Source organism: Pseudoduganella sp. S-14 (genome assembly GCF_049913285.1).
Classification (GTDB): domain Bacteria; phylum Pseudomonadota; class Gammaproteobacteria; order Burkholderiales; family Burkholderiaceae_D; genus Rugamonas.
In genome coordinates this window covers 2,611,845-2,634,653 of sequence record NZ_CP183991.1, presented here as the reverse complement: position 1 = coordinate 2,634,653, position 22,809 = coordinate 2,611,845, and the positions used below count along the sequence as shown (strand labels likewise).

23 protein-coding genes and 1 tRNA gene are annotated in these 22,809 nt (G+C 61.7%); 9 read left to right on the top strand and 15 right to left on the bottom strand.

Annotated features, from left to right (window positions below; genetic code table 11):
• The first annotated feature begins 23 nt into the window (after positions 1 to 23).
• Positions 24 to 2,885 (top strand): response regulator, encoded by a 2,862-nt coding sequence (locus ACN9MZ_RS12165; RefSeq protein WP_426342368.1) that lies wholly within the window; start codon positions 24 to 26, stop codon positions 2,883 to 2,885.
• On the opposite strand, the gene ACN9MZ_RS12160 is transcribed toward ACN9MZ_RS12165, so the two are convergent.
• The gene (locus ACN9MZ_RS12160) at positions 2,882 to 3,421 is read right to left on the bottom strand and encodes a DUF4256 domain-containing protein (RefSeq protein WP_426171180.1); all 540 of its coding nucleotides are present in this window, start codon (positions 3,419 to 3,421) and stop codon (positions 2,882 to 2,884) included. The two genes, ACN9MZ_RS12165 and ACN9MZ_RS12160, sit on opposite strands and share 4 nt — an antisense overlap.
• Positions 3,422 to 3,535: 114 nt before the next feature.
• Between ACN9MZ_RS12160 and ACN9MZ_RS12155 the strand changes: the two genes are divergently transcribed.
• Positions 3,536 to 4,558, top strand: a complete 1,023-nt coding sequence (locus ACN9MZ_RS12155; RefSeq protein WP_426342367.1) for a glycoside hydrolase family 53 protein — start codon at positions 3,536 to 3,538, stop codon at positions 4,556 to 4,558.
• A 13-nt stretch (positions 4,559 to 4,571) separates the two neighbouring features.
• On the opposite strand, the gene trxB is transcribed toward ACN9MZ_RS12155, so the two are convergent.
• The 4 genes from trxB to ACN9MZ_RS12135 form a co-directional block, all read right to left on the bottom strand.
• Positions 4,572 to 5,519 carry a thioredoxin-disulfide reductase gene (gene trxB, locus ACN9MZ_RS12150; protein WP_426342366.1) on the bottom strand — a complete coding sequence of 316 codons (948 nt, stop codon included), beginning with the start codon at positions 5,517 to 5,519 and terminating at the stop codon, positions 4,572 to 4,574.
• A 96-nt stretch (positions 5,520 to 5,615) separates the two neighbouring features.
• Positions 5,616 to 6,245, bottom strand: a complete 630-nt coding sequence (locus tag ACN9MZ_RS12145; protein ID WP_426171176.1) for a glutathione S-transferase family protein — start codon at positions 6,243 to 6,245, stop codon at positions 5,616 to 5,618.
• A gap of 88 nt (positions 6,246 to 6,333) precedes the next feature.
• Positions 6,334 to 6,711 (bottom strand): thermonuclease family protein, encoded by a 378-nt coding sequence (locus ACN9MZ_RS12140; RefSeq protein ID WP_426171174.1) that lies wholly within the window; start codon positions 6,709 to 6,711, stop codon positions 6,334 to 6,336.
• Between the two features lie 129 nt (positions 6,712 to 6,840).
• Entirely contained in the window at positions 6,841 to 8,856 is a 2,016-nt protein-coding gene (locus ACN9MZ_RS12135; protein WP_426342365.1) for a TonB-dependent receptor plug domain-containing protein, read from the bottom strand.
• Positions 8,857 to 9,059: 203 nt separating this feature from the next.
• Here ACN9MZ_RS12135 and ACN9MZ_RS12130 point away from each other — a divergent pair, with 203 nt between their 5' ends.
• Both ACN9MZ_RS12130 and ACN9MZ_RS12125 read left to right on the top strand, forming a co-directional pair.
• Positions 9,060 to 10,136, top strand: coding sequence for a sensor histidine kinase (locus ACN9MZ_RS12130; RefSeq protein WP_426342364.1), 1,077 nt, complete (start codon positions 9,060 to 9,062; stop codon positions 10,134 to 10,136).
• A complete protein-coding gene (locus tag ACN9MZ_RS12125) occupies positions 10,133 to 10,891 on the top strand; it encodes a LytR/AlgR family response regulator transcription factor (protein ID WP_426342363.1) in 759 nt (252 codons plus the stop codon). The genes ACN9MZ_RS12130 and ACN9MZ_RS12125 overlap by 4 nt, the downstream gene beginning before the upstream one ends.
• Here ACN9MZ_RS12125 and zwf read toward each other — a convergent pair.
• Entirely contained in the window at positions 10,875 to 12,338 is a 1,464-nt protein-coding gene (gene zwf / locus ACN9MZ_RS12120) for a glucose-6-phosphate dehydrogenase (RefSeq protein ID WP_426342362.1), read from the bottom strand. The two genes, ACN9MZ_RS12125 and zwf, sit on opposite strands and share 17 nt — an antisense overlap.
• A gap of 92 nt (positions 12,339 to 12,430) precedes the next feature.
• Between zwf and ACN9MZ_RS12115 the strand changes: the two genes are divergently transcribed.
• A complete protein-coding gene (locus ACN9MZ_RS12115; RefSeq protein WP_426342361.1) occupies positions 12,431 to 13,039 on the top strand; it encodes a hypothetical protein in 609 nt (202 codons plus the stop codon).
• Here the strand turns inward: ACN9MZ_RS12115 and ACN9MZ_RS12110 are convergent.
• The 5 genes from ACN9MZ_RS12110 to ACN9MZ_RS12090 are packed head-to-tail and all read right to left on the bottom strand — an operon-like array spanning position 12,950 to position 17,389.
• On the bottom strand, positions 12,950 to 14,215 hold the full coding sequence (locus tag ACN9MZ_RS12110; RefSeq protein ID WP_426342360.1) for an MFS transporter: 1,266 nt from the start codon (positions 14,213 to 14,215) through the stop codon (positions 12,950 to 12,952). The two genes, ACN9MZ_RS12115 and ACN9MZ_RS12110, sit on opposite strands and share 90 nt — an antisense overlap.
• 9 nt (positions 14,216 to 14,224) lie before the next feature.
• The gene (locus ACN9MZ_RS12105; protein ID WP_426342359.1) at positions 14,225 to 15,100 is read right to left on the bottom strand and encodes a sterol desaturase family protein; all 876 of its coding nucleotides are present in this window, start codon (positions 15,098 to 15,100) and stop codon (positions 14,225 to 14,227) included.
• Between the two features lie 26 nt (positions 15,101 to 15,126).
• On the bottom strand, positions 15,127 to 16,560 hold the full coding sequence (locus ACN9MZ_RS12100) for an FAD-dependent oxidoreductase (protein WP_426342358.1): 1,434 nt from the start codon (positions 16,558 to 16,560) through the stop codon (positions 15,127 to 15,129).
• A gap of 12 nt (positions 16,561 to 16,572) precedes the next feature.
• Entirely contained in the window at positions 16,573 to 17,067 is a 495-nt protein-coding gene (gene arsN2 / locus ACN9MZ_RS12095) for an arsenic resistance N-acetyltransferase ArsN2 (protein ID WP_426342357.1), read from the bottom strand.
• A gap of 10 nt (positions 17,068 to 17,077) precedes the next feature.
• Positions 17,078 to 17,389: an ArsR/SmtB family transcription factor gene (locus ACN9MZ_RS12090; RefSeq protein ID WP_426342356.1), complete on the bottom strand. Its 312-nt coding sequence runs from the start codon at positions 17,387 to 17,389 to the stop codon at positions 17,078 to 17,080.
• A 139-nt stretch (positions 17,390 to 17,528) separates the two neighbouring features.
• On the opposite strand from ACN9MZ_RS12090, the gene ACN9MZ_RS12085 reads away from it, so the two are divergent.
• The 4 genes from ACN9MZ_RS12085 to arsH are packed head-to-tail and all read left to right on the top strand — an operon-like array spanning position 17,529 to position 19,764.
• Positions 17,529 to 17,852, top strand: a complete 324-nt coding sequence (locus tag ACN9MZ_RS12085; RefSeq protein WP_426342355.1) for an ArsR/SmtB family transcription factor — start codon at positions 17,529 to 17,531, stop codon at positions 17,850 to 17,852.
• A complete protein-coding gene (locus ACN9MZ_RS12080) occupies positions 17,849 to 18,325 on the top strand; it encodes an arsenate reductase ArsC (RefSeq protein WP_426342354.1) in 477 nt (158 codons plus the stop codon). Before ACN9MZ_RS12085 ends, ACN9MZ_RS12080 begins: the two co-directional genes overlap by 4 nt.
• On the top strand, positions 18,325 to 19,047 hold the full coding sequence (locus ACN9MZ_RS12075; protein ID WP_426342353.1) for an MIP/aquaporin family protein: 723 nt from the start codon (positions 18,325 to 18,327) through the stop codon (positions 19,045 to 19,047). Before ACN9MZ_RS12080 ends, ACN9MZ_RS12075 begins: the two co-directional genes overlap by 1 nt.
• A gap of 3 nt (positions 19,048 to 19,050) precedes the next feature.
• Positions 19,051 to 19,764, top strand: coding sequence for an arsenical resistance protein ArsH (arsH, locus tag ACN9MZ_RS12070; protein WP_426342352.1), 714 nt, complete (start codon positions 19,051 to 19,053; stop codon positions 19,762 to 19,764).
• A gap of 134 nt (positions 19,765 to 19,898) precedes the next feature.
• On the opposite strand, the gene ACN9MZ_RS12065 is transcribed toward arsH, so the two are convergent.
• The 4 genes from ACN9MZ_RS12065 to ACN9MZ_RS12050 form a co-directional block, all read right to left on the bottom strand.
• Positions 19,899 to 20,786, bottom strand: coding sequence for an SDR family NAD(P)-dependent oxidoreductase (locus tag ACN9MZ_RS12065; protein ID WP_426342351.1), 888 nt, complete (start codon positions 20,784 to 20,786; stop codon positions 19,899 to 19,901).
• 202 nt (positions 20,787 to 20,988) lie between these two features.
• Positions 20,989 to 21,079, bottom strand: a tRNA-Ser gene (locus tag ACN9MZ_RS12060).
• A gap of 82 nt (positions 21,080 to 21,161) precedes the next feature.
• Positions 21,162 to 22,451, bottom strand: a complete 1,290-nt coding sequence (serS, locus tag ACN9MZ_RS12055; protein WP_426342350.1) for a serine--tRNA ligase — start codon at positions 22,449 to 22,451, stop codon at positions 21,162 to 21,164.
• 93 nt (positions 22,452 to 22,544) lie between these two features.
• On the bottom strand, positions 22,545 to 22,742 hold the full coding sequence (locus tag ACN9MZ_RS12050) for a hypothetical protein (RefSeq protein ID WP_426171144.1): 198 nt from the start codon (positions 22,740 to 22,742) through the stop codon (positions 22,545 to 22,547).
• Between the last annotated feature and the right edge of the window lie 67 nt (positions 22,743 to 22,809).

The following is a 22,809-nucleotide window of genomic DNA, read 5'->3' as shown; positions in this document are numbered from 1 at the left end:
CAAGAAGGCCCACCATTCGCCGCATGCTGTTCGCACTCGTGCTGGCATGCGCCCTCCCCGCGACCTTGGGCTTCGGCCTGCTGATCCAGCACTTTTATACGCGCGAACGGGCCCAGGTCGAGCGCGATTCCCTGTTCGTCGTGCGCTCGATGATGCAGGCGGTCGACCGCGATCTCGACCTCGGCATCATTGCGGCCAGGGCGCTGGCCATGTCGGCGGAACTCGACCAGGGCGACCTGGCCGGCTTCCACCGCAAAGCAGTCAATATCGTCAATGCCGGCTTTCCCGGTTCGAACATCGTGCTCAGCACGCGCGACTCGGTCCAGCTCCTTAACACGCTGCGCCCCTTTGGCCAGCAGATTCCCGACCCAGGCAGCCGCGAACGTATCCAGCGCGTGTTCGAAACGGGGCAAGTCGTGGTGTCGGACGTCTTTATTGGCGGCGTTACCGGCAAGCCGCTCGTTGCGGTCCACGTGCCGGTCATACGGGGCGGCCAGGTCGTCTATTGCCTTTCAGTTGGCTACCAGCCCGGCAACCTGGGGCGCGTCCTTGCTTCCGCAACCCTGCCCAGGGATCGGGTGCTTGCCATTTTCGACCGTAAAGGCGTGATCATTGCGCGCACCCACGAACCGGAACGCTTTGTCGGCAAGCCCGGCTCGGACGCCGTGGTCAAGCGGCTGGGCGAGACCGATGAAGCCGTGTTCGAGTCCACGACGCTGGAAGGCATCCCGGTGTACACGATTTTCACACGGTCCAGCCGCAGCGGCTGGGCCGTCGCTGTCGGCGTGCCGCGCGCCACCATCTTGCAGGAGCTGCTCGCCTCCGTCACCTGGCTTACCTGGATCGTGCTGGCGCTCCTGCTGGCGGGCTTCGGGCTGGCCTGGTTCATCAGCGGCAAGATCCGACAGCTTGAAAGCCTGATCCACGAACGCACCGACCAGCTCGAAGATGCCAACGTGCGCATCAGCACTGTTGTCGACAGCGTCGGGGAAGGCATCATCACCATCGACGAGCAAGGCCGCATCGAAACCTTCAATCGCGCGGCCAGCGAAATCTTCGGCTACTCAGCGCAAGAAGTCGTCGGCGCCGGCATCCAGATGCTGATGCCGGAGTCGATACGCGCCGCGCACCAGCACGGCATGCGCCGATTCCTGTCGGGCGGCGAGCCGCACGTAATCGGCAAAGGCGCCGTCGAACTGCCCGCATTGCGCAAGGATGGCACCCTGTTCACCGTGGAACTGAGCATCAGCGCCATCCGCGACGAGGGCAAATACCGTTTCGTCGGCGTCCTGCGCGATGTGACGGAGCTGAAGAAGTCGCAGGAAGCCTTGCGCGAAGCGGTCAACGAAGCGCAGGCAGCCAATGCGGCCAAGAGCTCTTTCCTCGCCAACATGAGCCACGAATTGCGCACGCCGATGAATGCCGTGCTGGGGATGGCGCACCTGATGACCACCACCCCGTTGTCGCTGGAGCAGCGGCGCTACCTGACGATGCTGCGCACCTCGGGGCAGTCCCTGCTGGCTCTGCTGAACGACATCCTCGATTTCTCCAAGATCGAAGCTGGCAAGGTCCAGTTCAACACGATCCGCTTCGAACTTGACGCGGTACTGCACGCGGTATCCACCATCATGAGCGTGAATGCCGGCGAAAAGGAGCTGGAGCTGGTCATCGGCGTCGAGCCGGATGTTCCGCGCATGCTGCTCGGCGATCCCCTGCGCCTGCAGCAGGTGCTGGTCAATCTCACCAGCAATGCCATCAAATTCACGGCAAGGGGTGAAGTCAGCCTGAAGGTCGAATGCGCGGAGTGCGATCAACAGCGCTCCGTCATGCGCTTTATCGTATGCGATACCGGCATCGGCATCTCGGCGGAACAGACGGCCAACCTGTTTGCGCCCTTTGCCCAGGCTGACGAATCCGTCACCCGCAAATTTGGTGGTACCGGGCTTGGGCTGGTAATCTGCCAGCGCCTGGTCGAACTGCAAGGTGGCAGCATAGCGCTTGAAAGCCGGCCTGGCGAAGGCAGCACCTTCACCGTCACCCTGCCCTTCGGCGCCGTGCCGGCTGGCCAGCAGCAAGCGCCAAGCGGCGCGGGGGCACGGCCGCTGCGCGTGCTGGTGCTGGACGACCACTTCACCAGCCGCGTCTACCTGTCCAAGACGCTGCAAGCCTGGGGCTGGGGCGTCGACATTGCCTCGTCCGGGGCGGAGGCGGAAAAGATGCTCGCCCTCGCTGCCCAGCGCGCCCTGCCCTATGACGTAATACTCGCCGACTGGAGCGTGCCTGGCGACGACCGGCGCTATATCGATGGCCTGCGCGAGCCGCAAGGACCGAGGGTTCCCGTGATACTCATGGTAAGCGCCTACGAACGCAGCAAGATGCTGGAAGAGGATGCCGATCGCAAAGGCCTGCTCACCAAGCCGATAACCGCTTCCGCATTGTACGATACCGTGCACGAGGTGCTGGACAAGGGCGGCCTGCATGAGGTGCAGGCGGATGCAGCGCCGGCCTTGCGCATCAGCGGCCGCCTGCTGCTGGTGGAGGACAACGCGATGAACCAGCTTGTCGCAGTCGGCATCCTGGAGCGCGCCGGCGCTACCATCGATGTCGCCGGCAACGGCGAGGAAGCGGTGCGCATCCTGCGCGCCTCGCCCGAGGCCTACCGCCTGGTCCTGATGGATGTGCAGATGCCGGTCATGGACGGTTACACGGCGACCCGCATCATCCGCCAGAAACTGGGCCTGAAGCTGCCTATCGTGGCGATGACGGCAGGCGTCATGGAATCCGAACGCGCCGATTGCCTGGCGGCGGGAATGGACGACTTCATTCCCAAGCCCCTCGATATCGACGAGATGATGCAAACGCTGGAACGCTACCTGCCGCCTTAAACCCTCAGGATGCCGCGGAAGCCGCGCGCCGCGTAATACGACTCGGCGCCATTGTGGTACAGGAAGACGTGGCCGTAGCGCCGGTCGCAGAACAGGGCGCCGCCCTGCTTGCGGATGTCGGCCGGCGTCTGCACCCAGCTTGAACTCTTGCGGTCGAATTCACCCAGCGTTTGCAGGTGGCGGTACTCGGCCTCGGTCAGCAGCGTGATGCCGATCGCCTTGGCCGCTTCCAGCGCGCTGCCGGAAGGCTTGTTTTCCTTGCGGCCATCCAGTGCGGCCCGGTCGAAACACAGGCTGCGCCGCCCTGCCGGGCTTTCCGGCGAACAGTCGCAGAACACGACTTCACCCGTCGCGGCGTCCACGCCCACGACATCGGGCTCGCCGCCGGTACGTTCCATTTCCTCAAGTACGCGAAGCTTGCCTGGATGCGCATCCAGGCGTGCCTGCACTGCGCTCCATGCCAATTCCTGGTGGCGCTCCATGTTCTTGAGGAAGCGCTGCTCGAGGAGTTCGCTCAACTGATGGGATGTCTTCATCTTGAAACCTCGATCAAAGTCTCATATCAATCCTGCATGGCCCGCACCAGTTTCGTCATACCTGCGAAGCCTGTCCTTGGTCTAGCATTGTGCCACCAAAAATAGCGAAAGAGGATGATGAAGAAGATTGGTGCGCTGCTTGCCTTGCTCCTTGCAATCGCGACGCCTGCCAGAGCCGGAGAATTTGCCAAGGGAGCCGACATCGGCTGGCTCCAGCAAATGGAAGCCACCGGCTACAAGTTCCATGACGAGCAGGGCAAGCAGGAAGACGCCTTGCAGATCCTCAAGGACCACGGCATCAATACGGTGCGACTGCGCACCTGGGTCAATCCTTCGGACGACAGGACGAATGGCCACAACAGCAAGGACGAAACCGTGGCCATGGCCGTTCGCGCGCAGAAGATGGGCATGCGGGTGATGATCGACTTCCATTACAGCGATAGCTGGGCCGATCCGTCGAAGCAGAACAAGCCCGCTGCCTGGGCAGGCCACGACTTCCCGCACCTGCTGGAAGACGTCTACAGCTATACCTATGACGTCATGTCCGCCCTGCAGGCGGCTGGCGTCGCGCCGGAATGGGTGCAGGTTGGGAATGAAACGCCGGGAGGGATGATTTATCCCGAAGGCAGCACCAGGAACTGGCCGCAACTGGCGCAACTGATCAACAAGGGCTACGATGCCATCAAGGCAGTCAGCCCTGCATCCAAGGTGATCCTGCACCTGGACCGCGGCAATGACAGCAAGCGTTTCAGGACCTGGTTCGACAATGCAAGGGCCAACGGCGCACGCTACGACGTGATCGGCATGTCGTACTACCCCTACTGGTTGCCCGGCAAGCCGGATTATAAAAAGTCGATCGACGCCCTTGCCCGCAATATGAACGACATGGCCGCGCGCTACGGCAAAGAGGTCATGATCGTGGAGGTGGGCGGCGAAGACAAGCGCCCGCAAAACACTTATGAGATGCTGGTCGCCGTGCAGCGCAAGGTCAAGGCGGTGCCCAACCAGAAGGGCCTGGGCGTGGTCTACTGGGAAGCATTGGGCGCGCGCAGCTGGAGCAAATACCCGCTCAGCGCCTGGGGCGACGACGGCAGGCCGACCAGGGCGATGCAAGCCTTCCTGGCCGAAGAACGCTGACGCCCCGCCCGGCCTATCTGGAAAGCTGCTCCAGGTAGCGCTGTGCATCCAGTGCCGCCATGCAGCCTGTCCCCGCGCTCGTAATTGCTTGCCTGTAGATGTGATCCTGCACATCTCCCGCCGCAAACACGCCGTCGATCGAGGTCAGGGTTGCCATGCCGTCGAGGCCGGACTTCGTCCTGATGTAGCCGTCCCGCATCGCCAGCTGGCCTTCGAAGATGCTGGTATTGGGCTTGTGCCCGATGGCGATGAAGATGCCGTGCACCGCCAGCGCTTCCAGTTCACCGCTGGCGTCGCGCAGTACCGCGCCGCTTACTCCGGCATCGTCGCCCCGGACTTCGTGCAGCGTCGTGTCGAGTTTCAGGACAACCTTTCCCTCGGCAACCTTCGACATCAAGCGGTCGACCAGGATTGGTTCTGCGCGGAACCGGCTGCGCCGGTGGACCAGGGTCACGCGCGCCACAATATTCGACAGATAAAGCGCCTCCTCCACCGCGGTATTGCCGCCGCCCACTACCAGCACTTCGCGGCCACGGTAAAAGAAACCGTCGCAAGTGGCGCAGGCCGACACACCGCGTCCCATGAATGCCTGCTCCGAGGGGAGCCCCAGGTACTGGGCCGAGGCGCCGGTGGCGATGATTAAGGCATCGCAAGTGTACTCACCGGCATCGCCGGCCAGCCGGATCGGGCGCTCATCAAGGTGGGTGGTGTGGATATGGTCGAAAATGAAGCGGGTGCCGAAGCGCTCGGCATGGTCGCGGAAGCGATGCATCAAATCCGGCCCCTGCACGCCCAGCGGGTCGGCCGGCCAGTTTTCCACGTCGGTCGTGGTCATCAACTGGCCGCCCTGCTCGAGGCCAGTAATCAGGGTTGGCTGCAGATTGGCGCGGGCAGCGTAGACGGCGGCGGTGTAACCGGCAGGACCTGAACCGAGAATGAGCAGGCGGGAATGTTGTGGCATGTCGGGATCCTCAAATAATCACAATGCAGGTTAATACCGGCATGCCGCGAAAAAGTTCATTCCTTCCTGCTGTAGTGGGCAATAAACCGCCTGGGCTTAGAAAGCCTTCTTGCCAGGCATCAGCTCGTGCGGGTGGCGCCAGCCAGGCAAGTCGCTGATGCGCTGTTTCCACGCTTCGATGTGCGGGAATTCAGCCAGGTCGATCCCGGTCTCCTCCGGCATGTAGACATAGCCAATCAGCGACAGGTCCGCGATGGTCAGGCGGTCGCCAACCAGGAACTTGTTGGCGGCCAGGTGCTTGTCGACGATGCGATAAGCGCCGATCGCACGATCTCGCAGGAACTGGGTGACGGGCGTGTCGCCGGTCTTCTGCAGGCCGTACATGAAGCGCAAGGTCGCGTAATAGCTGGTGAACTTGTGGTTGTCGAACAGGATCCAGCGCCAGATTTCGCGCTTCTCTTCATCGGTGCGAGGACCGAATTTGCCGGTCACCTCGGCCAGGTAGTCGAGGATCACGCCGGACTGGCTGATCTTCAGCCCCTTGTGCTCGAGCACCGGAATCTCTCCCATTTCATTGAGATTGTCACGCCAGCCTTCCGTGCGCGTCTCGCCGCCGAAATAGTCCACTACCACAGGCTCCCAGTCCGCGTTGGCCAGCGCCAGGAAAAGGGCTGCCTTGTACGAGTTGCCGGAAGCAGCAAAGCAGTGCAATTTGAATTCCGCCATCTTGGTCCTCTTGAGTTGGGTGTCGTCAGGCGGATAATAGTAAAACAGATTGACGGCGGCTGCAGGGCGGCGTTCAGGGCACAGTCCACTAGTTCAGGTAGCTGCTGCGCGCCTTGCGCTCCTTGCGGAACAACCAGGGTTCGAGCGGCTCGCGTTCCGCCCATAAACCGACCCGGGAGCTGCGCGCTGCGGCCTGGATTGCCGGCAGCGAAGGATCATGGTTGTACTGGGGGTAGACCCAGGCCATGCCTTTGCGCACCTGCGCCACGTTGGCGTTGACGTCGCCGCAATGGACCACGGCCACGGTGCGTCCGTAACGATCCTGTTTCCCCGAGTCGAGCGTCGCGTCGCGGCCAAAGCAAAGGTCCGACAGCGACTGCTTCGAACGCGCGCCGAAAGACTGTTTCTTTTCCGGCGCATCGATATTCGCCAGGCGAACCTTGACCGGACGGCCTTTGCTCAGCACAGTCAGGGTGTCCCCATCGGAAACGCCGATGACCGTGTCTGCGTATGAATGAGTACAAATCAGTGCAAAGATCAGTGCAAGCTTCTTAATTTCCCTACTCCACTTGTTTAGACGGGCGCAATTGTAGCGTCATAGCGCGACTTCCGCAGCGAGCTTGAACGTGCGCTGCCCACTGCTTGTCACGCTTCGCAAGGAATCTTGGCGGCCGTCCTCGAAAATTTGCGTATTGCAGGTATCGGGCTTCAATGCATTGCTTGCCGTGGCGCGCAAGGTCAGCCCCGGTCGCAATTGCCAGGCGGCGTTCAAGTCCAGCCGGCGCTCTGTGCCTCGCCCGCTCCACTGCGAGACCGACAGATGCGCCAGGCCGCCCTTCTGCAGATTCCAGTTGAAGCCCGCCGTCTTTCCCGCTCCGAAGCGAAAATCGACACCCGCGATGACGGTAAGCGGCACTTGTTCGCCAAGTCGGTTGCCGGGCGACGCCACGGAATCCACCTTCGACCAATTGCGCGCGGCGCCTATTCGCGCCATCGTCCCCGCCGCCAAAGCCAGGCGCCCGTCAAACTCCAGGCCGCGGGCCACGGCGCCGCCAGTATTGCCCGGTGTCGCCACCCACTTGCCCTTGTCTTCGAAAAGAACTGAACCGATGACATTGGCAATGCTCCGATGATATGCAGCCACGCTGGCCATGCTGTCCTGGCCGAAATAGCGTTCGTAAGCGGCATCGAATCCCCATGCCAGCTCCGGACGCAATGCCGGGTTGCCCTGCACATCAGGATTTGCGGGGCCGTTGCCATTGTTGACCGTGAAACGGCGCGGCACCAGGTCGCGCGTATTGGGCGCCTTGTAGCTGCGTGCAAGGCCAAGCCGCAGGTGGTCGCGCGAGCCGGGCAGGCGCCAGAGCAAATGCGCCACCGGGCTCCACACGGCAGTGCTGCGGCTCACGTCCGCCAGGTCGCCTCCATTGGTCATCGTGCGCAGTCCTTCCCAGCGCAGGCCGATATATGCCTCAAGTCCGGGTGATACCGTCCATTCATCCTGCGCGTACACGGCAAAGCGCCGCACGCGGGCGGTGTAGCGCTGGTCAAGCTCGCCAAGCGGCTCGCCTGCCGCACTGGCGTCCTCCTGTCGCCGCCATTCCGAACGCCGCGCCAGCGAACCATCCCACCCTGCCGCCAGTACATGCCCGCTGCTGCCTCCAAGACGCAATTTTCCGCTGCTGCTGGCGGTGTCGTCCGACGCGCTGGAAATGACGCGGCGCAGCCAGACCGCATCGCCTGACGCGTCACTTCCGGTGAAAAGATAGTCGCTGTTGCGCCGGTTATGCGCCAGGCCAGCCTTCCAGTCGATGCGGTTTGCGTCCCCAAGACGATGGCTGGCCTCGATATCGCTGCGCGCGATGCCGGTGCGGGCATCGGCCCTGTATGCGCTCACCGGGAAATCGCTCGATGCGCCGAGCAGCGCAGTTTCCCCGCTACTGCCACGGTTGCGATTGCGGACATGGTCCAGCAGCCCCTGCCAGGCTACCTTCGTTCCGCCGTCGAATTTCCAGGACAGGCGCGGCGCCAGGCCTATGCGCTCCGTGTCCAAGAAATTCTCTTCGGCAGTCAGGCGCCGGGCCGACAGGGCGCTCTCGAAAATGCTGCTTGCCGCTACGCTCTTTCCGCGTGCGGCCTGTATCGCCACGTTGCCGGAATAATCCTCACCGGGACGCGACAGGTCGAACGACGCTTCCGGAGACCAGCCGGCGCCGGCGTCCTTGCCGGCCAGTGAGGCCAGCGACCGGGTCCGCCCAGTGCTTCGGCGCAAAACGATATTGATGCTGCCGGCAATGCCTTGGGTACTGCTGTCGGCAGTTGCACTGCGCAGGATCTCGATACGTTCGACGAGCTCGGGCACCAGGCTCTCCGGCGAAAATCCGGGCGGCGCCGGTTCGCCATTGAGCAAGAATTGCGTACGCCCGCCGCCCAGCCCCCGCAACTGCACCTGCCCTCCGCTTACCGTAACTCCGGGCTGGCGCCGCAAGGACTCGGACAAGGTGGAATCGCCGTAGCGTAACAGCTCATCGCGTGAAACGATAACCCGGCCAGCGCCATCATCGCGGCGTTGCTGCAAGGTGCTGGCCGCTTTGACCTCGACACTCACCATGTCGCTTGCGGCGCTGGCGCAAAGGGGAAACAGGAACAAGGAAAGCAATATTCGCATCGTAGAGACCCGGTTGTAAAAGAACGATGCGCATTGTTGGCGAAACCATGGGGAAGCCGATACGGAGTGTGACGAACACCCGGCCCATCGGGATGAACGTCCGAATGCGGCTGCTATACTGCCGCGCCATGGAACGACTACATTCAATGCCATCCTGGCTGCGCGCCTTGCTGGCCAACTTCGCGCTGTGGACGCTGGTCTGCGCGCTGGCCGGCATCACCACCTACGGTGACCGTATCGAAAGCGGCGACACCCGCAGCTACTGGCAGATGACCGCCGGCTGGTGGTTTGGCTACTCGGCGATGATGTTGCAAAGCTATATGCTGTACCTGGTCTACCGCCGCCATCCGGAATGGCTCGCCAGCATGCGCCGCGTCGGCTTTGGCTACCTTGCCTATCTCGCAGTAGGCTGGCCCACTGCAATGCTTGGACTGGCATTCCGCCGCTGCCTCAAATTCGACATCGCCCCGACCTTCGGAAACGCCTGGACCTACGTGGCCACGATGGACAAACTCGAGTGGTTTATCGAGTACGTGCTGCTGACGATGGCTTTTGGCGTCGTGGTGGCGCTCCTGCTCTGGCGCCAGCGCCGGCAGCAAGACCGGCAGCTGGCCCAGGCCCTGCTTTCGCTTGAACGGCAGCGCTTGGCCGCCTTGCGCGGCCAGCTTGAACCGCACTTCATCTTCAACACCTTGAGCGCGATCGGCGCCCTGGTACGCATGGACGACAAGGCGCTCGCACTGGACGGCCTGTCCCGGCTGGGGGACTTGCTGGAATATGCCTTGACGAGCAGCGAAAGAGATTGGGTGGAAGCCGGCAAGGAACTGCAATTTGTCCGCAGCTACCTGGACTTGCAGCGCCTGCGTTTCGGCGAGCGCCTGAAGGTACGCATCGCGGGCGCGCATTTGCTGGGCGATGGCATCGATTGCCCGCCGATGCTGCTGCAGCCGCTGGTCGAGAATGCATTGCGCCACGACCTTGAATGCCATGAAGGCGACAGCGATATCGACATGGCGTTCACGCGGCACGGTGACCGGCTCACGGTACAAGTATCGAATCCAGACCGCATGCACGCTGCACCTTCGGCAGGCCTGGGCATTGGCCTGCGCGGCGTCCGGGCGCGCCTCCAGCTGGCCTACGGCGATGCAGCCACCCTGGCGACGTCGCGCGCCGGCGGCCGCTTCCTGGCGGAGCTTTCCCTTCCCTGGAGATCGCAGCCGTGAAGGCACTGATCGTGGACGATGAAGCGCACGCCCGCACCAACCTCCGGTTTGCCCTGAAGGCGTTGCCGGGATGGGATGTCGCGGCGGAATGCGCCAGTGCCTCGGCCGCACGCGCCTTCCTGGAAACCGCCAGTGCGGATATTGTGCTGCTCGACGTGCAAATGCCGGTGGAGTCAGGACTCGACTTTGCACTTGAACTGAGCCGGCGCGAACTGCCGCCCTTGATCGTGTTCGTCACGGCACACCGTGGCCACGCCCTGGAAGCATTCGACGTCCACGCGCTCGACTACATCGTCAAGCCTGTGGATGAACGCCGGCTGCAGCAGGCGTTGGAACGCGCCGCCAAACTGCTCGACCAGCGCGCCGCATACACGCAAACCCTGCGCGGCTTCGTCGATCCCCGCCCCGGCTACTGGACCGAACTGGCAGTGCGCTCGGTCGGCAGGATAGACCGGGTCAACCTGTCGGACGTGCTATGGATCGAATCCGCGGGAAATTATGTGGAACTGCACCTGCCGCAGCGTACCTTCCTGCACCGCAGCACCTTGACCGAGCTGGAGGGCTACCTGGACCCGAAGCAATTCCTGCGTATTCACCGCCGCATCCTGGTGCGCAGCAGCGAAATGCTGGCCGTTCGCCAGCTCCAGGAAGGAAGCCACGAACTGACGCTGGCCGGCGGTGCGCAACTACCGGTCAGCGAACGTTATGCCGCGGCGGTAAAAAACCGCCTCGCGCGGCCTACTCGACCCAGCTGAAGCCATCGCGCGCCAGCAGCGCGAACGATTCGGACGGACCCCAGGTGCCGGCAGCATAAGCATTCGGCTTTTCGGCCAGGGCACTCCAGCCGTTGATGATCGGATCGGCCCATTCCCATGCAGCTTCCAGTTCGTCGCGGCGCATGAAGTGGGTCAGGCGGCCGCGCACCACGTCGATCAGCAGGCGCTCGTACGCTTCGGCCCTGCGCTGCGAGAATGCGGACTGCAGGTCCAGGTTCAGCGCCACCTGCTGCATTTGCATGCCGCTGCCGGGCTGCTTTGCCATGAGCTGTAGCTTGATGGCTTCTTCCGGCTGCAATTCGATCACCAGCCGGTTGGCTACCCCGCCCGGCGTCTCAGGGAACAGCGGGAACGGCGGGTTGGCGAATTCGATCACGATCTTGGACGAGCGGCGCGCCATGCGCTTGCCGGTACGCAGGTAGAACGGAACCTTGGACCAGCGCCAGGTATCGACGTAAGCGCGCATCGCCACGAAGGTTTCAGTGCTGCTGCCCTCGGGCACGTTGCGCTCCTCCAGGTAGCCCGGCACTTCCTGGTTGCCGCTTACGCCGCGCACATACTGGCCCCGAACGGTATCGCGCGCAATCGAGGCAAGGCTGAAGCGGCGCAGCGAGCGCAGGACCTTGAGCTTCTCGTCGCGCACCGCATCCGGCGCCAGCGAGGCAGGCGGTTCCATCGCAACGATGCACAGCAGCTGCAGCAAGTGGTTCTGCACCATGTCGCGCATGGCGCCGGCGCTGTCGTAGAAGCCGGCCCGGCTGCCCACGCCTACTTCTTCGGCAACCGTGATCTGCACACTGGTGATATTCGGCGCACGCCACAACGGTTCCAGGATCGAATTCCCAAAGCGCAGCACCATCAGGTTCTGCACGGTCTCCTTGCCCAGGTAGTGGTCGATGCGGTAAATCTGCGATTCCTCGAAATGCTTGCCGACCGCTTCGTTGATCTCTACCGCTGACGCCAGGTCGCGGCCAAGCGGCTTTTCGAGCACCACGCGCGCGTTGCGGTCGACCAGGCCGGCTTCGGCCAGCTTGTCGCAGATGGTAGTGAACAGCGACGGCGCGGTGGCCAGGTAGAACACCCTCTCCGCGCCTGGACGCGAGACTTTCGCCAACGGCGCCATGCCGTCTTTTTCCACGTCGACCCGCACAAACTCCAGCAACTGCAGGAAACTGCGCCAGGCCTCGTCCGTGAAGTTCTCCCCGCTGATGAAGGGACGCGAATGCTCCTCGACGAAGGCCAGGTAGGCCGCGCGGTCATAGTCCTGGCGGCCGGTGGAAATGATGCGGGTTCCGGGCGGCAGGTTGCCGTGCAGGTGGGCCATATACAGCGCCGGCAGCAGCTTGCGCATGGCGAGGTCGCCCACCCCGCCGAAGATGATCATGTCGAGGGGCAGGCTGGAGTCGAATTGGGGAGCAGAGGTCATGTCGAGGCTCAAAAGGGTTGGCGGTAGCGGGTCAGATTGATAATAATACCCAATCTCTCGCCAAGCGGCAGGACGACGACAAAGGAGGACGCTTGCCAGGACTGTTTCGACCAGCGATCGGGTTCGCCGCGCTCCTTCTTTCCCTTCCCGCCTGGGCAGGAGGCGTGGTTTGCGAGCCGCCCTCCTATCGCCCCGAAAACAGCGGCCCGGAGCGCGAACTGTGCGCGATCCAGGCGGCCGCAAAGCGATTCCTGGACCAGCAGAACATCCGGGACAAGACGGACTGGAAGCCACTCGGCCCCGATATCAGGATGATGTTCGACCCCTGCGTCGCTCCCCTGGGTGCGACCTGGGCCATATACGGAGGCCGGAAAAGCGTGATGGTGAGTTGCGACCGCGCCGTTCCATCCGCCTACGAACGCAAATGGAAGGTCGCGGTCGATGTCTACGGCGAGAGCGAGCAGCTGAACTACCATCTCCACAAAGCGGCCAGCGCATTCGTACGCCGCGAAAACGCGCGGCGCAAATCGAACCGCAAGGCTGGATACCCGGCAAATGAGACCCAGGTACCGAAATGCGTGATCCCCCTTGCCGTCGAATGGCGGGACCGCTCAAGGAGCAGCGTCGATGTCATTTGCCGCACGGCCGTCCATACCACCTGGGGCAAAGGCTTTTGGAGAGTCAGGATACCAGTCGAATGATCTCTCGGCACGGCTCCTTCGGATCGCCAGCAAATAGAGCAGGAACGAGAGCGCGGCCAGTCCAAACAGTCCCCCGAGTAGCAAACGGTGGTTATCCTCCCGAAGCATCAGCGCCAGCAGGAGTGGCGCTCCCGATTTGGCAATTAGGGATGGCGCGGCCAGAGCGCCGGAAATTGCACCGTAGTTGCCGTGACCGAAGATCGACAGGGGCAAGGTACCGCGCAGGATAGTCAGCACGCCATTACTCAAGCCATACAGAACGCAAAACAGCATGACGGCCCATGCACTAGTTCCCATCGCATAGAGCACCCCGATTGCTGCCGGCAATCCTGCAATTGTCAACACTCCAACCGACCGAGGCGACACCCGGTCCGCGAACATCCGCTCAATCAGCCGCCCTGCGACCTGCATCGGCCCGATGATTGCAAGCAGGTTGAGCACCAACTGCTCCGAATGCCCCATCTTGCTTAGCAGTGGAATCATGTGGACCGAGAGTGCCGAAAAGATGAATGCGTGGGTGGCAAAGACCGAGGCCAGGAGCCAGAAGACCGGGTGGGCAAGCGCTTCCGACAGCGCAAAATGCCGCCGTTCCATACTCTGCCTGACGGTCGGCATAGCCTTCCCGTCGTTGAGTGAAGCGTGCAACGGCATGCACACTGCCAGTAAGGTAATGGCAAACGCCAGGCAAGTATGGCGCCAATCAAGGCGCCCAAGCAGCCATCCCGTCAACGGCCAAAACAAGGTACTGGCCAGCCCACCTGCCAGGGTGACATTCGAGATCGCCTTGCGTGCGGCTTCATGCAAGCTCCGGTTCAAGGTTGCGAACGCAGCTTCGTACAAGCTCATTGCCATACCAATGCCAATCAAGGTCCAGGCAAAGTAATAGGCAGAGACGTCGCGGCTCCCCGACAGCACGTAAATCCCGACGCCGGCAAGAAGCGACCCCGCGGCCATGACGCGGCTGCCGCCATGCCGGTCGATCAGCACACCTACCGGGATCGACGCCAGGCCGGCAACAAGTACGGCCCACGAAAACGCACCGTAGATCGTGGCGGCAGAAAGCCCCAGGTCGCGCTGTATGGCTGGCGCCATGACACCGAAGGCATAGTAAAGGATGCCCCATGAAATTACCTGTGTCACCCCCAGGGTAAGCACTGAAATAGCTGTCCTCTTCATCGCAAGCCCTCAGGCAGTTTGCCGGCAGCAGCCCGCCAGGAACATCGACCAGACTTGCCCAGCGAACGAAGCGCGCGACGGATAGGGGCTTCCCGCATATAGCCCGATCGCGAGCGGATCATTGTTTGCGGGAAGGTTCCGATAAGTACCAAATACCTGGTCCCATATCACGAGCGAACGGCCAAAGTTGGTATCGCCTTCCCCCGCGCGACTGGAGTGATGCCAACGGTGGATTTCGTTGGTACTGAACAGGTAATTAAGCCATCCATTTTGCAGCGGCAGGTTTGCGTGCTGCACCATCAACACCGGCAGCGTTGCCGCAAAATACCCCATGATCACCGCTTCCGGCACTCCCACCACCAGCAGCGGCGCGATCCCCATCAAATAGTTCAGCGCGTAATTGAGGGGATGAAAACGGAAGTTATTGAGCGTATACAGGCGCTCGCTCCCGTGATGCAGCGCATGCAACCACCACAATGAGGCGCGCTCGTGGTGCCAGCGGTGCGACCAATAGCTTCCGAATTCCGCGATGAGCGCTGCCAGCAGCACTTGCAGCGCAAATGGCCAGCCGGTTGGGAAGAGGTCCAGCGATTTCCCAACGCCGAAGCTTGCCAACGCTGCCGTCACCGCGACAGGGCCGAACCACTTGAGCAGCGGATCCACGGCAGCAAACAAGACGCCGGCACTCGCAAGGTCGGCCGCCGCGTCGCCCCGCGAGCGGGACCAGTCGGCACGATAGGCCCATCGGCGCTCGGCCAACATAGCGGCCAGCATGATCGCTAGTGCAGGCAGGACGACGGCCAGCTCCAGGTTGCCGCCATGGCCCAATGCAAACCAGAACGACGCAACGCTGGCCATCAGCGAAAGCGGAAGGAATCCTCGCATGAACACTGACCGCATTTCCTCTCCCCTCAAGTGCAGCAAGCGGAGGACGACGGCTGGCGCGGCTTGCAGGCGCTGGACGAAGCGCAGCCGCTGGCGCCTTTGGCCTTCTCCTCCACATCGAGCGCGCAGCAAGCGTCGCTGCCAGCGGGCGCCGGGCCACCACAGCATCCGGCAGCGGCGTTCGCTGCGCCATAGGCGAACTGGGTATTGCAAACGCCGGTTTCGGGCAGTTCCAGCTGGACGTCATCGGCAGCCGCCAAGTCGCCAGCCAGCGCGGCCACGACCGAACGGACTTGCTCATAGCCCGTCGCCATCAGGAAGTTCGGAGCGCGGCCGTAACTCTTCGCGCCAACCGCGTAATAGCCCGGTTCCGGATGCGCAAGCTCGCGATGGCCGTGTGGACGAACGGTGCCGCAACTATGCTCGTTCGGGTCAATTAGTGGCGCCAGCGCATCGGTACTCTCGAGCCACGGATCGTGGCGCACCCGCAGTTCGCGCGTCAAGTCCAGGTTCGGCCGCGCACCGGTCGAAGCGATGACGCGCGCGATTCCTTCGATGGTTCGGATGCCGCCGCCAGGCACGGCGCCAAGCACCGCCACGCCTCCGTCCCTCTCATGCAATGCCGTGATCCGGAAATCGGTATGGAGCTCAAGTTTTCCGGATTCCTTCAAGGCTCTAAGCCGTGCGCCAAGCTCTCCGCGCGCTGGCAGGCCATCGGCATCGCCGCCGCCAAACACCCTGGCCAGCTGGCTGCCGCGCAGCGCCCATGCGATCCCGGTACCTGGAGCCTCCTCGGCCAATTGGGCCAGTGCCAGCAAGCTGCCAGCCGCCGAATGTCCCGCACCGACGACCAGCACACGCCGCCCCGCGTAGAGTTCCCGCGCGTTGCCGAGAACATCCGGCATGCCGTAGTCAATATACGATGCCGCAGCAACTTCGCCCAGTGCTGGCAGCCCGTCGGCACCGAGCGGATTTGGCTGCGACCAGGTGCCGGTGGCGTCAATCACGGCCAGTACCTTGTGGTCCCGCTCACCCGCCGCGCTTCGCGTCCTTACAACGAAGGGCGCCGCTTCACGGCCTTGCGTCTTGACCTTGTCGCAACCGGCGCGCGTCACCTGCATCACCCGGTGTCCGTAGTGGACGTTTTGCGCCAGCTCCGGCAACGCGGCGAGCGGTTTCAGGTATGCGTCTACCACCTCCCCCGCAGTTGGAAGCTCTTCGTCGGCGGGCGCCCTCCAGCCATGGGCATCGAGCATCCGGCGCGCCGCCTTGTCGATGTTGTACTGCCAAGGCGAGAATAGACGCACATGGCGATAGCTATTCAGGTTGGCCGCCGCGGTTTCGCCCTGTTCGAGAACCAGGGGCGTAAAGCCACGTGCAATCAGGTGCGCTGCCGCTGCCAAGCCTACCGGCCCCGCACCGAGGACTGCCACCGGGAGTTGGTTTCTGACGGAATTCATGTTCTGCTCTCCTTATCGTCCAATGCTCGCCACCATCATCGTGGCCGATGCAGGGCAGACGCCCTGGAATTCGCGCGACGCTTTGATCACGTCGGGTGCGCTGCTGCGCTCAATTTGCTGGAATCCCCTCTTCCCGAAAAATGCCGCTGCCGTCGTGGTCAGCAGGTACAGCACCTCAACACCTTCGGCCTGCGCTTTCGCCCTGATCGCGTCGAGCAACAGGGCACCGGCGCCCTTGCCGCGCAACGCGTCCGAGACCGCAACCGAACGCAGCAAGGCGACACCCCCATACAGCTCGAAGCCGGCGACACAGCGAATCGCGTTCCCACGCACGCCGACAATGAAAAAATCCAGGTGCTCACGGGCGCCGTCCAGCGGCAGCCCGCCAGTTGTCAGCAGCGTCTCGATGGCGGGCCAGTCTGCTGCGGTGGCATTGCGGAATTCCAGGTCCAAACTCATTTCTTCCTCTCCTTTGTCGTTCGCCGAATGACGAATAACGTCTTTCAAAAAAATGCCCTCAGAGGGCATTGATCAGCAGCTTGAGCTGCCCGATCCGTTCAGGGTTGACGCAATAGCACACCCGTTGCGCATCGGACGAGCCAAGGATAAGTCCCGCTTCCTTGAGAATCGTAACGTGCTGGGAAATGGTGGATGGCGAAAGCGGCAGAACGTCAGCCAGGTTACCGAAGTAGCATGCACCATAGGCCGCCAGGTAACACAACAACTGGACGCGGGCAGGATGGGCCAGCGCTTTGCAAAGCTTGGCCACTTCCTCGGCATCGACTGCCGGCTGCGCTCCATCTTGTTTCTCGCCACAACAACTAACCATAAGCAGCTCATTCGTTCATCGACGAAAGAAGAATAATTCCGATGTCATCAAGCTGTCAAGATAATTCGATATTCTTGGAAATGTCGTACCGATATGCGACAATCGGCAAACCACGCAAAGGTCATCAATCCTGCCCCCCATGAAAACCAAATCCGTCATTGCCGCCCTGGCCGCCCTGGCGCAGGAATCGAGGCTCAACGCATTCCGGCTGCTAGTCCAGACTGGCCCGCAAGGTCTGGCCGCCAGCAAGATTGGCGAACAGCTCGATATTGCGCCGTCCTCGCTATCGTTTCATTTGAAAGAGCTGACCAACGCTGGCCTGATCGAAGCACGGCAGGAAGGCCGCTTCATCATCTACAGCGCCAACTTCGACACCATGAATAGTGTGTTGTCTTACCTGACTGAAAACTGCTGCGGCGGCGAAAGCTGCGTCCCATCCCCAAATAAATCCTGCAAACCATGAACGTCCTGATTCTCTGCACCGGCAATTCCTGCCGCTCGATCCTTGGCGAAGCCACCTTCAACCACCTGGCACCAGCAGGCTGGCATGCCATCAGCGCGGGCAGCAAGCCTGCCGGCTACGTCCATCCCCGCTCCCTGGCCTTGCTCGAACGCGAAGGAATTTCCACTGAGGGCTATCACAGCAAATCCTGGGACAACCTGCCTGTCACTCCGGACATCGTCATCACGGTGTGCGGCAGCGCAGCGGGCGAGACTTGCCCTGCCTACCTTGGCCCAGTGTTGCGCGCGCACTGGGGGGTAGACGATCCGGCCCATGCAACCGGCACCGATGAAGAAATCGATGCCGCCTTCATGACCGCTTATCGCATCCTGCGCAAACGCATTGAGGCTTTCTTCGCCTTGCCGCTGGACGAAATCAAGAATGACCGCGTTCGGATGAAGGCGGAACTGGACCGCATCGGAGAGGTAAGGTGATGACGCTTTCTCGACGCATTGTCTCGGAAACGCTTGGCACCGCGTTGCTGCTGGCCGTGGTCGTGGGCTCCGGCATCATGGCCGAACGCCTTTCCGGCGGCAACGTAGCCATTGCCCTGCTGGCCAACACCATCGCAACTGGTGCCGGGCTGGTAGCGCTGATCCTGATGTTCGGCACGATCTCTGGCGCGCACTTCAATCCGGCGGTCACGCTCTCCGAAGCCTGGCAAGGCAACCTGCCCGCCCGCGAGGCATTGCCCTATATCGTCGCGCAAATCGCTGGCGCATTTGCTGGCGTCGTAGTGGCCCACGCCATGTTCGGTGAACCGGCCTTCTTCGCCTCCGAGCATGTGCGCAGCGGCCCGGCCCAATGGTGGAGCGAGTTCGTTGCAACGTTTGGCCTGCTTGGCGTGATCATCGGATGCTCGCGCAGCCGCCCATCGATCACACCCTTTGCCGTAGCGGCTTACATCACTTCCGCCTACTGGTTCACCGCCTCGACCTCCTTTGCCAATCCCGCAGTGACTTTAGCCCGCGCAGCAACGAACACCTTCGCTGGCATTCGTCCGACGGACGCGCCCGGATTCATTTTCGCGCAGTTGCTTGGCGCCGCTGCTGCGACCCTGCTTTTCACGTGGCTCTACCCTGCCCCACCAGCTAACGCCACTGTCGGCGGCACTGTGGCGCCGAGCGCATTTGCAAATCAATCAGTTCCGGACTAGCGCATGACTATCAATGACCTGCCAAACATTAAGGCCGACTTGCTGGATATTCCCAGCCTCGCAAAGCTTGCCCCCGATGGCGACGTTTCGCATCCGCCGCGAATCCTGATGCTATATGGCTCCTTGCGCGAACGATCTTTCAGCCGCTTCCTGACGTACGAGGCGGCACGCATCCTTGAACACTTTGGAGCAGAGGTAAAGATCTTCGATCCAATGGAACTGCCGATGGTAGGCAGCGTCCCCGAAGATCATCCGAAAGTTCGCGAACTGCGCGAGTTATGCCTGTGGTCCGAAGGACAGGTGTGGTGCAGCCCCGAACGCCATGGCGCCATCACCGCCGTGATGAAGAACCAGATCGACTGGATACCCCTCGAGCAAGGGGCTGTGCGGCCTAGCCAGGGTCGCACTTTGGCGGTCATGCAAGTATGTGGAGGCTCGCAGTCGTTCAACGTCGTCAACACCCTGCGCCTCCTGGGCCGCTGGATGCGCATGTTCACCATTCCGAACCAGTCATCGGTGCCAATGGCATACAAAGAATTTGATGACGCTGGCAGGATGCGCCCGTCAGCCTATTACGACCGCGTGGTAGACGTAATGGAAGAACTGGTCAAGATTACGCTATTGATGCGCGGCCGCACCGCCTATCTGACCGACCGATATAGCGAACGAAACGAGCGGGCAAAGGCCAAAATCAATCAGCAGATCGCGCGATTGTGATCCCACTGGGTTCAGGCCGGCTATGGAAAAAAGCCCCGATCTTCGTCTGCACTGCTGAATCAGTGCGTCACATGGCATCTTCGCGCCAAGGCCGCCTACCCACATGAGTCAATCTCGCGCTGCATTGCGATGCTCTAATCCTGCAATGATCCACAGGTGAGGTTAGCGATGGCGCCAGTCATGGCGGACGCTCCGTCCGATGCGGCAAACGCTGCAAAAGCACTCAGCTGGTCCAGCGTGGGCAGGCGGCCGAGCAATGTGGCGCCTTCCGCACGCTCCTGCAAGAATTCCGCCACACTGATGCCTTTCTTGTGCGCCATGCCTTCGAAAGCTGCCCGTGCATGCGAAACGGGTACGGCTTCTGGAATCGCATCGGAACGCATACATATCACCCGAATGCCGTCGCGCCCCAACTCGCCAGCCAGAATGCGCGACATGGCTTCGACCGCCGCGCTGCTCGTCCCATTACCAAGAAATCCGACACCGGAGAGGCGAGCGCCTGGCGTGGACAAGGTCAGGATGACGCCCGACTTCTGCGGCGCCATATAGCGCGCTACCGCCTGCGCGGTAAGGAAGATGGTGCGCGTATAGGCTTGCACCGGCACCTGGAAATCATCGAATGTCAGTTCCGCAAATGGCACGCCCTGCACATGGGCAAAACCGACAGCATTGAGCATGACGTCGATGCCACCGGCTTGTTCGACGACCGCATGCGCATGTTCCCGGATGGATTGTTCGTCCAGCGCATCGACCCGGGCGGCGTGGGCGCTGCCTCCTTCGGCATGTATGCACTGGGCCAGTGCGTCGAGTTTTTCCTTCGTGCGCCCCGCTAGAAACAATTGAGCGCCTTCCCGCGCAAATGTGCGCGCAACGGCGCTACCAATGGCGCCCGCAGCGCCATATATGATGCAGCGTTTCCCTTGTAAGATCACGGCGGCCTCCTGGGCAAAAGCGTGCTTCAACGGAGAAAGAAGTTGGCGAGATCTTGTTCCACCCCTCCTAACCAACAGACGGCTGAACATGCCATTCCGCCAGAGATCATACTCCGCCCCACGAAACTCTGGAACGCCTCTCGTCTCCGACGTCTCGCTGAAATGCGAACGCCAGAACAGCCTCTGGAAATTACAGCGCGTATGCATTGGTGGGTAAATGCGAGGACAGAGCCTCGCCGAGGAGCGCGAAAAATAAAAAAGCCCTTGATATTCAAGGGCTTTTTTAAGTATCTGGCGGAGAGGGTGGGATTCGAACCCACGGTAGGGGGACACCCTACGCCTGATTTCGAGTCAGGTACATTCGACCACTCTGCCACCTCTCCAGGTACTGCATTTAACGGTGGTCGCCGTTGAGAGCCAAGATTATAGCAGCCCTTCCGAAAAAAGGAAGGGCTATTTTCAACTTTATGCGACGAGCTTGGTCAGGCCGCCCATATAAGGCTGCAGCGCGGCTGGAATATCCACGGAACCGTCGGCCTGCTGGTAGTTTTCCAGCACGGCGACCAGGGTGCGGCCCACTGCCAGGCCGGAGCCGTTCAGGGTGTGCAGCAGTTCCGGCTTGCCTTGCGCGTTGCGGAAGCGGGCCTGCATGCGGCGCGCCTGGAAGGCTTCGCAGTTCGACAGCGAAGAAATTTCACGGTAGGTGTTCTGCGCTGGCAGCCACACTTCCAGGTCGTAGGTCTTGGCAGCGCCAAAGCCCATGTCGCCGGTGCACAGCTGCATCACGCGATATGGCAGGCCCAGGGCCTGCAGGATGGTTTCAGCGTGGCCGACCATTTCTTCCAGCGCTTCGTACGATTTTTCAGGGTGAACCACCTGGACCAGTTCAACCTTGTCGAACTGGTGCTGGCGAATCATGCCTTTGGTATCGCGGCCGGCCGAACCGGCTTCGGAACGGAAGCATGGGGTGTGGGCGGTGACCTTGATCGGCAGCGTTTCAACGGCCACGATCTCGTCGCGCACCATATTGGTCAGCGAAACTTCGGAGGTCGGGATCAGGTAGAAGTTCTGGCCTTCGCCTTCGGCGCCGCCCTTCTTCACAGAGAACAGGTCCGCTTCGAACTTCGGCAGTTGGCCGGTGCCAAGCAGCGATTCCGCGTTGACCATGTACGGGGTGTAGCACTCGGTGTAGCCGTGCTTGTCGGTGTGGGTGTCCAGCATGAACTGCGCCAGTGCGCGGTGCAGGCGAGCGATGCCGCCTTTCATGACGCTGAAGCGGGAGCCGGTCAGTTTAGTGGCGGTCTCGAAGTCCAGGCCCAGTGCTGCGCCTACGTCGGCATGGTCTTTGACTTCAAAGTCGAAGCTGCGCGGGGTGCCGAACTTACGCACTTCCACATTGCCCGTTTCGTCTGCGCCTGCTGGCACGGACTCGTGCGGCAGGTTCGGTACGGCCTGCAGGAAGGTGTTCATCTTCAACTGCACATCGGCCAGCTTGCTCTCGTTGGCCTTCAGTTCGTCGCCCAGGCCGCCTACTTCGGCCATCACGGCGGTGGTGTCTTCCCCTTTGCCCTTCATCATGCCGATCTGCTTGGACAGCGAGTTGCGCTTGCTTTGCAGTTCTTCGGTACGCATCTGGATGGCTTTACGCTCAGCTTCCAGGGCATTGAAGCCAGCTACGTCGAGCTGGAACTTGCGGGTCGCCAGTTTGGCGGCGACAGTATCAATGTCTTTACGGAGAAGTTGGATGTCAATCATGTTTTGCTGCCGCTACGAGGTTTAATCGAAAGGGGCAATTGTACCAAGATGACAGCACAACAACCGAGTTTTACGCCCTCCGGCGTTGTGCTGTCAGATCAGTGCTGCTTTTTCAGCTGCGGTCAGGCGCTTGGCGGCCACCACCACGGTTGGAATGCTGGTGTCCACCTTGGCAACAACCGGGTCGGCGGCAACGTGCAGGACCGGCGTGGTGGCGGTTGCAAAGCTGGTGACGGTGGCCAGGGCGGCTGCAATAACGAAAATCGCTTCCATGTGTTTCAGGGCTTTCATGATGTTCTCCTTCAGGTCAGTGTTGAACTACTTCCGTGCTTCCATGGTTACACTGTACCTAAAGCCT